Annotated in this window: 12 protein-coding genes; 3 read left to right on the top strand and 9 right to left on the bottom strand. The window is 73.0% G+C overall.

Features of this window, described 5'->3' with window-relative positions:
- Nucleotides 1-154: 154 nt before the first annotated feature.
- From JOF36_RS19560 to JOF36_RS19530, 7 genes are all read right to left on the bottom strand, one after another.
- Nucleotides 155-295, bottom strand: coding sequence for a hypothetical protein (locus JOF36_RS19560; RefSeq protein WP_210028779.1), 141 nt, complete (start codon nt 293-295; stop codon nt 155-157).
- 937 nt (nt 296-1,232) lie between these two features.
- A complete protein-coding gene (locus tag JOF36_RS19555; protein WP_210028778.1) occupies nt 1,233-2,219 on the bottom strand; it encodes a 5-oxoprolinase subunit C family protein in 987 nt (328 codons plus the stop codon).
- Nucleotides 2,216-3,088 (bottom strand): 5-oxoprolinase subunit B family protein, encoded by an 873-nt coding sequence (locus tag JOF36_RS19550; RefSeq protein WP_210028776.1) that lies wholly within the window; start codon nt 3,086-3,088, stop codon nt 2,216-2,218. The genes JOF36_RS19555 and JOF36_RS19550 overlap by 4 nt, the downstream gene beginning before the upstream one ends.
- Nucleotides 3,085-4,455 carry an acetyl-CoA carboxylase biotin carboxylase subunit gene (locus JOF36_RS19545; protein ID WP_210028774.1) on the bottom strand — a complete coding sequence of 457 codons (1,371 nt, stop codon included), beginning with the start codon at nt 4,453-4,455 and terminating at the stop codon, nt 3,085-3,087. Before JOF36_RS19545 ends, JOF36_RS19550 begins: the two co-directional genes overlap by 4 nt.
- Nucleotides 4,452-4,697, bottom strand: coding sequence for an acetyl-CoA carboxylase (locus tag JOF36_RS19540; RefSeq protein WP_210028765.1), 246 nt, complete (start codon nt 4,695-4,697; stop codon nt 4,452-4,454). The genes JOF36_RS19545 and JOF36_RS19540 overlap by 4 nt, the downstream gene beginning before the upstream one ends.
- Nucleotides 4,698-4,713: 16 nt before the next feature.
- Nucleotides 4,714-5,445 (bottom strand): LamB/YcsF family protein, encoded by a 732-nt coding sequence (locus JOF36_RS19535; protein ID WP_210028763.1) that lies wholly within the window; start codon nt 5,443-5,445, stop codon nt 4,714-4,716.
- Nucleotides 5,446-5,470: 25 nt separating this feature from the next.
- On the bottom strand, nt 5,471-7,864 hold the full coding sequence (locus tag JOF36_RS19530; RefSeq protein ID WP_210028756.1) for a xanthine dehydrogenase family protein molybdopterin-binding subunit: 2,394 nt from the start codon (nt 7,862-7,864) through the stop codon (nt 5,471-5,473).
- Nucleotides 7,865-7,988: 124 nt separating this feature from the next.
- On the opposite strand from JOF36_RS19530, the gene JOF36_RS19525 reads away from it, so the two are divergent.
- Nucleotides 7,989-9,500 (top strand): PucR family transcriptional regulator, encoded by a 1,512-nt coding sequence (locus tag JOF36_RS19525; RefSeq protein WP_307862470.1) that lies wholly within the window; start codon nt 7,989-7,991, stop codon nt 9,498-9,500.
- Between the two features lie 72 nt (nt 9,501-9,572).
- Nucleotides 9,573-10,184, top strand: coding sequence for an NADPH-dependent FMN reductase (locus tag JOF36_RS19520; protein WP_307862468.1), 612 nt, complete (start codon nt 9,573-9,575; stop codon nt 10,182-10,184).
- Between the two features lie 201 nt (nt 10,185-10,385).
- Here JOF36_RS19520 and JOF36_RS19515 read toward each other — a convergent pair whose 3' ends face one another.
- Complete coding sequence (locus tag JOF36_RS19515; RefSeq protein WP_210028752.1) at nt 10,386-11,015, bottom strand: hypothetical protein; 630 nt, start codon at nt 11,013-11,015, stop codon at nt 10,386-10,388.
- 76 nt (nt 11,016-11,091) lie between these two features.
- Nucleotides 11,092-11,346 carry a hypothetical protein gene (locus JOF36_RS19510; protein ID WP_210028750.1) on the bottom strand — a complete coding sequence of 85 codons (255 nt, stop codon included), beginning with the start codon at nt 11,344-11,346 and terminating at the stop codon, nt 11,092-11,094.
- Nucleotides 11,347-11,664: 318 nt separating this feature from the next.
- On the opposite strand from JOF36_RS19510, the gene JOF36_RS19505 reads away from it, so the two are divergent.
- On the top strand, nt 11,665-12,402 hold the full coding sequence (locus tag JOF36_RS19505) for a sulfite exporter TauE/SafE family protein (protein ID WP_210028748.1): 738 nt from the start codon (nt 11,665-11,667) through the stop codon (nt 12,400-12,402).
- Nucleotides 12,403-12,498: the final 96 nt, after the last annotated feature.

Here is a 12,498-nt window from a genome sequence, read left to right as displayed (position 1 = left end):
CCCGCGAAGTCGGGGGCGTCGCACCGGGGCGGGCGGGGGCGGGCCGGGCGGTCGACTGTTGACCGGCCCCCGGGTAAGACCGCCCGGCCTCGGGCCGGTGGCGCCCCAGCAGCGCGCTGTCCACCGCGACGCGATTGGGGGCGGGGACGCGCAATCATTCACCGAGCAGCGACAGGGCCGGCCCGGGGATGCGGACGTCGACGTCCTGGGACTCCAGCACCGTGAGCCGCAGCCGCAGCCGCAGGAGTGCGTCGTCGGATGCGGAATCCCCGTCACGAACCTCCTCCCGGACCACCTCGCGGACCTCGTCGCGGGTGTTGCGCCCGGGCCGGTCCGGGCGCTCGACCGGGGACGACGGTTCCGCACCGCCCTGCTCGAAGGGCGGAGTGGCAGGACGGGTCCACGGGGCGGACGGTGCCGAACGCTGCCGCGGGACCGCGGGCTCGGACCGGGTCCGCGGTGCGGACCACTGTTGCGAGTGCGGTTCGGTGTCACCCGGTCTGTCGGCCGATCCGGAACCGGTCGGGCCGCTCGAGCTGCGAGGCCCCGTCCCGGCCGATCCGGGCGCGGCGGAACCGGAGGAGGCCGACCAGGTCCCCGAGGGTCCCTCATCGGAGCCCGAGGGCCTGGGAGTATCCGCCCCGGGAGTGTCAGCACACGGCGCATCGCCCCACGGAGAGCCGGCCCACAGAGAGCCGGCCCACGGCGAGCCCGAACGCGCGGCCGCACCGGCCACCGCGGCCGCCGCAACCGCATCACCGGCAGCCCGGGCCGGCCCACCAGCGGCGGGAGCGGTCAGGACCAGACCCGGAGCGGCAGGAACGGCCCGCGACGACGGCCCGGTCGACCCTGGTAGCTGCCCGGGCGACGACCCCGGCGGCTGCCCGAGCGACCCCGGCAGCTGCCCGGGCGGCCCCGGCGGCTGCCCGGACGGGCCCGGCGAACGCGGGGACCCGGCCGGGCCCGGGCCGCCCGGGTTCGGACCGACCGGCGTGACGGGCGTCCGGTCGGTACCGAGCCCACTGCCGACGACGACCGCGGCGGCCACGGCGACCACCCCGACCGACGGCACGGTGACGGCCAGGACCTTCCTGATGAGCCCCGCCCGGGCCGTCCTCCGGTGCCTGCCGCTCATAGCCGGAACCGCCTCCCGTGCCGCGACGTCCGTGCTCGAGCGCCGAGTGTGGACCAGATGGTCGTGTTCGGCTACCCCGGACGGACGGGGCCGGGGCTCAGTCCGACAGCGCGGCGTACAGGCGTGCGATCCGGTCCTTGCGCTCGGCCCGGAGCTGCAACGCCGTCTCCAGGTCCACCTCCACGAACCGGGTCCTCGTCCGCGGCGCCGACTGGGCGACGACGTCGAGGTCGCCGGAGATCACGGTCGCGACCATCATGTAGCCACCACCGGACACCGCGTCGCGGTGCAGCACGATCGGTTCGACGCCGCCCGGCACCTGGATGGAGCCGATCGGGTACGGCGAGTCGACGATGTTCGACGGATCCTGCCCGGCCCCGAACGGCGGCTCCCGGTCGACGGTCTCGAGCTGCCCGCCGGAGTAACGGAAGCCCATCCGGTCGGCGACCGGCGTCAGCGTCCACGTCGTGTCCAGGAACGTGGCGCGGCCGCGGTCGGTGAGCCGGTGGTCGTAGAGCCCCATCACGACCCGCACCTCGACGTCGCGCGACATCGCCGGGCGCAGGTCCGACGGCACGACGAGCCCGGACCGTCCCGTGGCCCCGGAGCCGACCGGCAGCACATCGCCCTCAGCGATCGGCCGACCGTCCACCCCACCGAGCGAGCCGATCACATAGGTCGACCGGCTGCCCAGGTCGACCCGGGTGTCGAAGCCGCCGGACACGGCCAGATAGGCCCGCGACCCGGCCTTGAGGTAGTCGAAGTCGAGCACGTCACCCTCGGCGACGTCGAACGACTCCCACTGCGGCCGGGCCTCCCCGTTCACCCGCGGCGCGATCTCCGCACCGGTCACGGCGACCACGGCCGGGCCGGTGAACCGCAGCTCCGGACCCATGTAGACAATCTCGAGAACCGCGTCGTCAGCCCCGTTGCCGACGAGCGCGTTCGCCGCGGCCAGCGAGTACTGGTCCAATGCCCCCGACGGCGGGATGCCCAGGTGGTAGTAGCCGGAGCGCCCGCCGTCCTGGATCGTCGTCGACAGGCCCGGCTTGCGGACCTCGAGGGTTGTCGAAGATGCCGTCATGCCAACTCCCCCAGCAGGCGCTTGTTGTAGCCGTCCGGATCGTCCAGGAACGGCTGCAGGTCGAACGAGACGTCCCGGGCGGTGATCCGGTACTCGCCCGCCTCGGCCTTCGCCTGCGACTCGTCGTACTCGTCGCGGTCGATCGGCCGGAACTTGACCATGTCGCCGGGCCGCATGAACACCTTGTGCTCGGTGAAGTCCGGTTTGGTCTGGCGCGGATCGTAGATCGGGGCCGGGGTGATGCCGAACATCTGGTAGCCACCCGCCCCGCGCACCGAGTAGATGCAGGAGAAGCAGCCGCCGTAGCCGACGGTCTGCTTCGGGGTGTCGGTACGCGGCCGCAGGTACTTCGGGACGACGATCTGCCGGTCCCGGGGCACCATCTGGTACTTGAACGGCAACCCGGCGACGAACCCGACCATCGAGGTGAACCACGGCGAACCGGAGTGCGCGGCGATGAACTCCTCGACCGAGGAGTAGCCGTTGATCCGGGCCGCGTACTCGATGTCGGTGGCCTCGGGATCCTGGTGACGGTCGCGGAACCGCATCAGGGTCTCGGTGGTCCACGGGTCCTGGTAGAGCACCGGGATCTCGACGACCCGGCAGGCCAGCGTGACCCCCAGTGCGTCGCCGACCCGGGCCTCGAGCGACTTGAGATGCTCGAGGAAGGCGTGCGGCTCCAGCACGTCCGGGTCGTAGCGCACCTGGTACGACGCGTTGGCCGAGCAGATCTCGAGGATCCCGTCCGGACGTTCGTCGCGGAGCAGGTTGGTGATGGCGACGGCCTTGAAGTTGGCCTGCAGGCTCATCTCCTCGGCCAGCTCGACGAACACGAACTCGTCGCCGCCCCAGCTGTAGCGGGCGCTCATGAGGTCTCCTTCCGGGAGGTGAGCCACTGTTCCAACGTGGACGTGTGGAAGTCCGCCGTGGCGACCCACTCCTCGTCCACAAGAGACCGCAGCAGGCCGGCGGTGGTCGGGATGCCGGACACCGAGAACTCGTCCAGCGCGCGGCGGGACCGGGCGAGTGCCTCGTCCCGGTCGGCGCCCCACACGACCACCTTGGCCAGCAGCGAGTCGTAGTACGGCGGGACCGTCCCGTCCGGCTCCAGCCAGGTGTCGCAGCGGACCCACGGCCCGGACGGCAGCGTGATCCGTCCGACGGAGCCCGGCTGCGGCATGAAGTCCTTCTCCGGGTCCTCGGCACAGACCCGGTACTCGATGGCGTGCCCGCGGCGCTCGATCCGGTCCTGGGTGAACCGCAGCCGTGAACCCGCCGCGATCCGCAGCTGCTCGGCGACCAGGTCGATGCCGGTGACCAGCTCGGTGGTCGGGTGCTCGACCTGGATACGGGTGTTCATCTCGATGAAGAAGAACGAACCCGAGTCCCCCCCGGCTGCATCGGCGTCGACGAGGAACTCGACGGTGCCGGCCGAGGCGTAGCCGACCTCGCGGCACAGCTGCAGCGCGGCCGTCGTCATCGCCTCGCGGACCTGCGGCGAGATCCCCGGCGACACGGCCTCCTCGACGACCTTCTGCCGGCGCCGCTGCAGCGAGCACTCCCGCTCGAACAGGTGCACGGCGTCGGTACCGTCGCCGAGGACCTGCACCTCCACGTGCCGGGCACGTTCGACGAAGCGCTCCAGGTACATCGTCCCGTCGCCGAACGCCTTCTGCGCCTCGGTGGACGCCTGACCGAAGGCCGCCCGCAGGCCGTCCTCGTCGTGCACCACGCGGATGCCCCGCCCACCGCCGCCGGCCGCGGCCTTGAGCATCACCGGGTAGCCGACATCGCGGGCCGCCGAGACTGCCTCGTCCACACCGGACACACCACCGGGAGTGCCGGGCACCGTCGGTACCCCGGCCGCCCGGGCGACCTCGCGGGCGGCGACCTTGTCCCCCATCCGCTCGATCACCGATCCGGCCGGCCCGACGAAGGTCAGCCCGGCGTCGGCGACGGCCGTCGCGAACGACGCCCGCTCCGACAGGAACCCGTAACCGGGATGGACGGCGTCGGCGCCGCTGTCCTTCGCCGCGGCGAGGATCGCGTCGGCCACCAGGTAGGACTTCGACGCCGGCGAGGGCCCGATCTCGACGGACGAGTCCGCGAGCCGGGTGTGCAGAGCGCCGGCGTCGGCCTTCGAGTGCACCGCGACCGTCGAGATCCCCAGATCACGGGCTGCCCGGATGATCCGGACGGCGATCTCGCCGCGGTTGGCGACGAGCAGTCGTCTCACGAGGTCTCCACCACCGCCACCGGCTGGCCGGCGTCCACCTCGTCCTCGTCGCCGACGAGGAACTCCACGAGCGTCCCGGCCGCACCGGCCGGGATCTGGTGGAAGGACTTCATGACCTCGACCAGCCCCACCGCCTGGTCGTCGGTGACGGACCCGCCGTCCTCGGCGAACGGCGGGCTGTCCGGGTCGGGTCGCCGGTAGAACACACCGGGGATCGGGGAGATGACCTCGTGTCGGGGCACCTGGAGCTCCTTCGTGCTATGGCTTCGTGTCGAGGTGGGGCGTGAGCGCTTCGTTGACCGCGCGGGCCAGCTCCACCGCGTTCGGGGTGTCGGAGTGCACGCAGACCGAGTCGGCGCGCACCGGAATCTCCTTGCCGTTCTCCGAGGTCGCCTTACCCTCGGTCACCGCGCGCACCGCCCGCTGAGCCGAGCGCACGGGGTCGAACGCCTGGTGCTCGCGGGTGATGATCAGCGAGCCGTCGTCGCGGTAGTCGAGGTCGGCGTAGTACTCGGCGATGAAGCCGGCACCGCGATCCCCCCACACCTGCTCGTGCACGGTGCCGACCATGCCCATCAGCGGGGCGCCGAAGACGTCGGCGGCGTCCGCGATCGCCTCGGCGACCTCCGGGTCACGCGAGGCCATCCCGTACAGCGAGCCGTGCACCTTGACGTGGTTCAGCTCCATGCCCTCACCGCGCAGGAACCCGGACAACGCCCCGATCTGGTACACGACGGCCGCGGTCAGCTCCTCGCGGTCCAGCTTCATCTCGCGCCGCCCGAAGCCCTCCCGGTCCGGCAGCGACGGGTGCGCGCCGACCTTCACCCCGTGCTGCTTCGCGAGCCGCACGGTCCGGGTCATCACCCGCGGGTCGGACGCGTGGAAGCCGCACGCCACGTTGGCGACGGTCACGAACGGCATCAGCCCCTCGTCGTCGCCGCAGTGGTAGATCGAGAACGACTCACCCATGTCGCAGTTGATGGCCACCATCGCGCTGCCTCCTCTCCCCCGGTCGTCAGGAATTCTGCTCCGCCGAGGCGCGGTTGTCTCCCCGCCTTGCCTCGGCAATGGCCCGCCACACCGCCTGCGGCGTCGCCGGCATGTCCACGTGGGTCACGCCGAGGTGCGCCACGGCGTCGATCACCGCGTTCACCACCGCCGGGGACGAGCCGATCGAGCCGGACTCACCGATCCCCTTCACCCCGAGCGGGTTGGTCGGCGACGGCGTCACCATCTGGTCCAGCTCGAAGTTCGGCAGGTCGGTCGCCGACGGCACGGTGTAGGAGGCGAGGTTGCCGGCGGTCGGGTTGCCGTCGGCGTCGAACGTGGCGTGCTCGTAGAGAGCCTGGCCGATGCCCTGGGCGATACCGCCGTGCAGCTGGCCCTCGACGATCGTCGGGTTCACGACGACCCCGCAGTCGTCGACGGCGACGTAGCGGCGGATCCGGGTGAAACCGGTCTCGGTGTCGACCTCGGTCACGCAGACGTGGGTGCCGAACGGCCAGGTGAAGTTCGGCGGGTCGAACGCCGAGTCGGCGGTCAGGTTGGGCTCCATGCCCTCGGGCAGGTCCGCCGCCAGCGCTGCCGCCCCGGCAACCTGCTGGATGGTGACCGACGGCCCGGACGTGCCCGCGACGCGGAACGTGCCGGCGTCGAACTCCAGATCCTTCTCGTCGGCCTCGAGCAGGTGCGCGGCGATCAGCATCGCCTTGTCCAGCACCTTGCCCGCCGCCAGGTGCACGGCCGAGCCACCGACGGACAGGCTGCGCGAACCGTAGGTGTCCCGGCCGAACGGGGCGATCAGGGTGTCGCTGTGCAGCACCTCGATGTCGTCGGGGTGCACGCCGAGCTTGTCCGCGACGATCTGCGACCAGGCCGTCTCGTGGCCCTGCCCGTGCGGGGAGGTGCCGGTGACGACCTCGACCTTGCCCGAGGTCGTCATCCGGACGGTCGCCTGCTCCCAGCCGCCGGACTGCAGCCGCACCCCGGCCGCGACCTTCGACGGGGACAGACCGCCGGACTCGGTGAAGTTGCCGAACCCGATGCCGAGCTGGACCGGGCCGCCCTCGGCGCGGCGGCGCTTCTGCTCGGCCCGCAACGCGTCGTAGTCGGCCAGCTCCATCGCCCGGCGCATGCAGGTCTCGTAGTCGCCGGAGTCGTACTGGACGCCGGAGGGCACCGTGCGCGGCTCGTCGAACTTCGGGTGCAGGTTGCGCAGCCGCACCTCGGCCGGGTCCATGCCCAGCTCGCGAGCCAGGTCGTCCATGATCCGCTCGTGGCCGTAGGCGGCCTCGGAGCGTCCGGCGCCGCGGTAGGCGTCGGTCGGGGTGAGGTTGGTGAACACGCCGCGGCAGGTGAACGAGTAGCTGCCGAAGTCGTAGAGCCCGCAGAAGGTGAAGGCGCCGAACACCGCGATGCCCGGGGTGAGCAGCTGCAGGTAGGCGCCCATGTCGGCGAGCAGCTCGATCTTCATCCCGAGGATCCGGCCGTCCCTGGTGGCCCCGATCGAGATGTTCTGGATCTGGCCGCGGCCGTGCGTGGTGGCCTGGTGGTGCTCCGAACGCGTCTCGGTCCACTTGACCGGCGCGTTGAGCTTGCGGGCCAGGACGAGGGCCAGGAACTCCTCGGCGTAGACGTTGAGCTTGGCACCGAAGCCGCCGCCGACGTCCGGGGCGATGACCCGGATCTTGGTGTCGGCCACGCCGGTGACCGCCGCCAGCAGGTCCCGGACGAAGTGCGGGACCTGGGTCGCGGTGTAGACGGTGAAGCCGCCGCCGACCGGGTCCGGCACGCAGACCACGGCGCGCGGCTCCATCGGCGAGGGGATGACCCGCTGCTGCAGGTACCGCCCGGACACCACGACGTCGGCCTCGGCGAACGCGGCGTCGATGTCACCGGTGGCCAGCGGCCAGGTGTAGCAGTGGTTGGACCCGAGCTCCTCGTGGACCAGCGGCGCGTCGTCGGCGAGCGCGTCGGCCATGTCGACGACGGCCGGCAGCTCCTCGTACTCCACGTCGACCAGGTCGGCCGCGTCCCGCGCGGCCGCCGCGCTGGTGGCCAGCACGACCGCGACACCGTCGCCGACGTGGTTGACCTCGCCGCGGGCCAGCGGCCGGTGGTCCGGGATCCTGATGTCCTCGGTCACCGGCCAGCCGCACGGGATCCCGGCGAGGAACTCGTGGTCGACGTCCTCGGCGGTGTAGACCGCGCGGACGCCCGGGTGGGCCTTCGCCTCGCCGGTGTCGATGCTCGTGATGCGCGCGTGCGGGAGCGGGCTCCGGACGAACGCCATGTGCAGGGTCCCGGACGGGGCGATGTCGTCGGTCCAGGTGGCCCGGCCGGTCAGCAACGCCGGGTCCTCCTTGCGAAGCAGGCTCGTCCCGATGTAACGCGGCGCGGTGGTGGTCACGCTCGAACTTCCCTTCGACGATGCCGGATCCGTGCCGGACAGCGTGATCGACGACACCCGGCCGCGGTAGTGTCCGGATCGTCGAGTTCGATGTTGGCGACACTCCGATCTGTCAGGGGGCTCCGTGCCGTTCACGCTGCGCGATCTGTGCAGGACCCGCAACCTCGGGTTGCGTGCGGCGTGTCCCTCCGCGGATCTGGATCGACGTATCTCCTGGGTGCATTCCAGCGAGCTCCCCGACCCCACCCCCTATCTGGACGGCGGCGAACTGCTCCTGACCACCGGGCTCGGTCCCTCCGCCGACCCGGACCGCTACGTCGCCCGGCTCGCCCGGCACGGCCTGGCCGGCCTCGGCTTCGGCACCGGCCTCGGTCACGACGAGTGCCTGCCCGCCGTCACCGCCACCTGCGCCCGGGAGGGGCTGCCGCTGATCGAGGTACCGGAACGGACACCCTTCCTGGCGCTGGCCCGGGCGGTCGCCGAGGCACGGGCCGCGGAACGCTTCGCCGAGGTCGTGCGCACCGACGAGGCGCAGCGGGCGCTGACCGCGGCCGCGCTCGGGCAGGACCGGGACGCCGGTACCGGGCGCGTCCTCGACCGGCTCGCCGAGCGGCTCGACGCGTGGGTCCTGATCTCCGACGCCGACGACCGGGTCCGGCACGCCGCACCACGCCAGGCCTCCGGCCGTGCCGCGGCGCTGGCCGCGGAGATCGCCCGGGTCCGCGAGCACCCCGGTCCCTCCAGCGTCACCGTCGCCACCGGCGGAGGCCAGGTCGTCCTGCAGCCCGTGCGGCTGGTGGGGCCTGCCGTCCTCGCCGTCGGCCGGGACCGGCAGTTCACCCCGGTCGACCGGCAGGTGATCGGGTCGGCGGTGTCGGTCCTGACCCTCGCCCACGCCCGCAGCGCCGCCGCGGGCCGCGCCGAGCAGCGGTTGCGGACCGCCGTCCTGCGGGCGCTGGCCACACTGCCCGGTTGCGGGGCCGAGCAGGTCCTCACCGACACCTGGGGGCCGCTGCCGGACGGCGACCTGGTGGTCGTCGCACTGGGCGGGCGATCGGCCGGGCGCCAGGACGTGCTGCTGGACGCCCTGGAGCGCGCCTCGGTCGGCTTCCACGCCGAGCTGGACGGGCAGGTGGCGGCGATCGTGGGCGCCGAGGCGGTGCAGCCGGTGCTCGCGCTCGCCGGGCGGGTCCGCGACATCCGTGCGGGCATCTCCGACCCCGCGCCGGTCGCCGGTCTCGGCCGGGCACTGCGCGAGGCAGGCCGGGCGCTCGACGCCGCCGAGCGGCGTGACCGGGCGGTGCTCCGGTTCGCCGACCTCGCGGGCAGCGGACTGTCCGCGCTGGTGGTCCCGGAGGACGCCGCCGCGTTCGCCGAGTCCGTGCTCGCTCCCCTGGTCCGGCACGACACCGAGCGCCGCGGCGATCTGGTCGGCTCGCTGCGCGAGTGGCTCGCCCACCACGGTCAGTGGGACCCCGCCGCGACCCGGCTCGGGGTGCACCGGCACACGCTGCGCGCGCGGATCGAGAAGGTCGGGGGGCTGCTGGCGCGGGACCTGGACTCACCGGGCGTCCGGGCCGAGCTCTGGTTCGCACTGCACTCGCGCGACCGGGGGCCGGGCTTGCCCTTGACCTGAAGCCAGCTCCAGCTCCTAGCGTCCCGGTGGAGCGGGCGGAGAGGCCGCCCGCCGGCACGAAGGAGCACGACGGTGAGCACCTCCACCAGCACCATCAGGACCGCGGACCCGGACGACGGCCGCGCCGGCCCGATCCGGACCGCTGTGATCATCGGCAGCGTCCGCACCGGCCGGTTCGGGCCGACCGTCGCCCGCTGGTTCGCCGAGGAGCTCCACGGGCGCGACGACGTCGTCGTCGACCTCGTGGACCTGGCCGAGGCGGACCTGTCCCCCGGCCTCGACCGCACCGACGAGAACCTGCGCCGGCGCCTCGGCGCGGCCGACGCGTTCGTCGTCGTCACGCCGGAGTACAACCACTCCTACCCCGCCGGGCTGAAGTCCGCGATCGACGCGTTCCACACCGAGTGGGCCGCCAAGCCGGTCGGGTTCGTCAGCTACGGCGGTCTCTCCGGCGGCATCCGCGCCGTCGAGCACCTGCGGACGGTCTTCGTCGAGCTGCATGCCGTGCCGGTCCGCGACGGCGTGAGCCTGCACGAGTTCTGGGCGCTGTTCGACGCGGACGGCAACCTCGCCGACGACGGCGCCGCCGCGACCGCGGCGCACGTGCTCACCGACCAGCTCGTCTGGTGGGGCCACACGCTGCGCGCCGCCCGGGCGGCGCGTGAGATGTCGTCGTTTGGTTGACCATGAGCTGGCGTCAATGAACCATTGACATCGAGGGCGACGGGCAGTGACCAGCGCGTCGTGGCGGTTCGGTGCCGTCCGTGGCACCGGACCGCCACGACTCCGTGCTCATGCGCGCGGCTCGTCCGGGCGGTCCCGATCACGCGTACGGCTCGTCCGGGCGCTCTCGATCACGCGCGCGGCTCGTCCGGGCGGCCCCGATCACACGTGCGGCTCGTCCGGGCGCCCTCGCAGGGCCTCGCGGCGGGCTGCGATCTCGCGGGCAACGTCCGAGCGCAGGAACCGGCCGGGAGCCTCCCCCGGCGGCCGCGTGGTCGTGGACTCCACCGGGCCCGGCCCACGGGGTGTGGGGAGCCGGAGACGGTCGCTCCCGCCGGCCGGAGCGGGCAGTCCGGACATCGCGGGACCGGCCGCCGCCGGACGAAGGACCTCCAGCACCGCGACCGGGCGTCCTCCCTCGTGGACCACCCGCACCACGATCCCCTGCCCCGGATCGACCAGCAGCCGCAGCTCCGCCCCCTCCACGCGCCGGACCACCCCGAGCAGGGCGCGGGTCGCCGCGGCCACGACCTCCCACTCGGGGTCGGCCCGACCGTGCGTCCGCCACTGCTCGCGCAGCCGGTCGACCGCGTCGTCGATCTCCTGCAGCCGGGCGAGCTCCGCCCGCGCCACCGCACCGAGCAGCTCCAGATCGACGGCGACCGGGCCGTCGGAGAACCCGTCGATCAGCATCCCGCTCGACGGATCGACCAGCGCCCCGGCCCGCAGCCCGATCGGCCGCTGCCACCACCGCGGGGCGAGCAGCGACCGCACCAGGCGCGCCGCCGACACCCCGGACGTTCCTCGGCCCGTCCCGGCCGGTCGTGCTTGCATCCCGTGCCTCCAGACCCGGTTCACGCCCGGCGGATCAGTGCCGGCCGGCGGGCTCCCGGCCGGGCACGCCGGTGACGGGAGTGGGATCGGGTGCACCGACGTAGAACCGGTCGACGATCGTCCGCAGGTCACGACGGGCCATCGCCAGGTTCGCCTGCGCCCGGTTGAGCGCCACGTAGAAGAACAGCTGCTCCTCCCCGCGCAACGAGATCGGCCGGATCACGTGGTACTGGGTGTCCAAGGTGATCAGGATGTCCTCGACCGAGTCCCGGATCCCCAGCTTCGCCATCACGTCGAGGGTTCGACGAGACGGAGCCGAGCGGCACACAGGGCCCGTTACGGGCCGGCGTCGTGACCGGGACTCCAGCGTCGATAGTGCATCCCAAACCGTTCGGCGCACAGGCCCGAACGGCCCAATTCGGATCATGCTCACCGGATCCGGTCGATCACCGAGAGTATCGACCGTCGGGTTCGGACGGTCCTGTTCGGACTCCCTTCCTGACCTTCCGAGTTGTGGCGAGCCCTCCGCGCAGTCCGCACGACACCGGGCCGAGACCGGGTAGGGTCCTCGCATCTGTTTCGACCCGCCGTTCCCTCGCCGCGCCCGGTGACCGCGACCGAGCTGGCGCTGCTGTTCGTGGCCGGGGTCGGGGCCGGGCTGATCGGGGCGGTCGCGGGCCTGGCGTCGCTGTTCTCCTATCCCGCGCTGCTGGCCGTCGGGCTACCGGCGACGACCGCGAACGTCACCAACACGGTCTGCATGCTGTTCCTGGGGGCCGGCGCGGTCTCCGGGTCCCGCCCCGAGCTCCGCGGCGCCGGGCCCCAGGTACGACGCTGGGTGGTCCCCGCGCTGCTCGGTGGCGCCACCGGCGCCGGTCTCCTCCTGGTGACGCCCGAGGGTGGCTTCGAGCGCATCGTGCCGTTCCTCGTGGCCGCCGCCGCGGTACTGCTGCTCGTCCCGCCGCGCCCGGCCGCGACCCGGCGCCCCGGCCCGGCGGTCGCCCTCGGCGTGTTCGGGATCGCGATCTACGGCGGGTACTTCGGGGCCGCCGCCGGAGTGCTGATGCTGGCACTGCTCGCCTCGCTCCCGGGGGCGACGCTGCTGCGGGCCAATGCCCTGAAGAACGTCCTGACCCTGGCCGCCAACACGGTCGCCGCCGTCGGGTTCGCACTCCTCGGTCAGGTCGCCTGGGCGGCCGTCCCGGCACTCGCGCTGGGCCTGCTCATCGGTGGCAGGCTCGGCCCGGTCGTCGCCCGGCGGCTCCCGACCCGGGCACTGCGCACCGGCATCGCCGTCGCCGGGCTCGCCCTGGCCGGGTACCTGTTCGTCGACGCCTGGTTCTGAGCCGCCGTATCACCGCCGGTCGCACGCCGCGCTATCACCGCCGGTCGAACGCCGCAGCGTCACTGCCGGTCGAAACCCGCAGCGTCATTGCCGGTC

Origin of the sequence: Pseudonocardia parietis, assembly GCF_017876315.1 — a bacterium.
Lineage (GTDB): Bacteria > Actinomycetota > Actinomycetes > Mycobacteriales > Pseudonocardiaceae > Pseudonocardia > Pseudonocardia parietis.
This window is presented reverse-complemented; position numbering and strand designations above follow the sequence as displayed.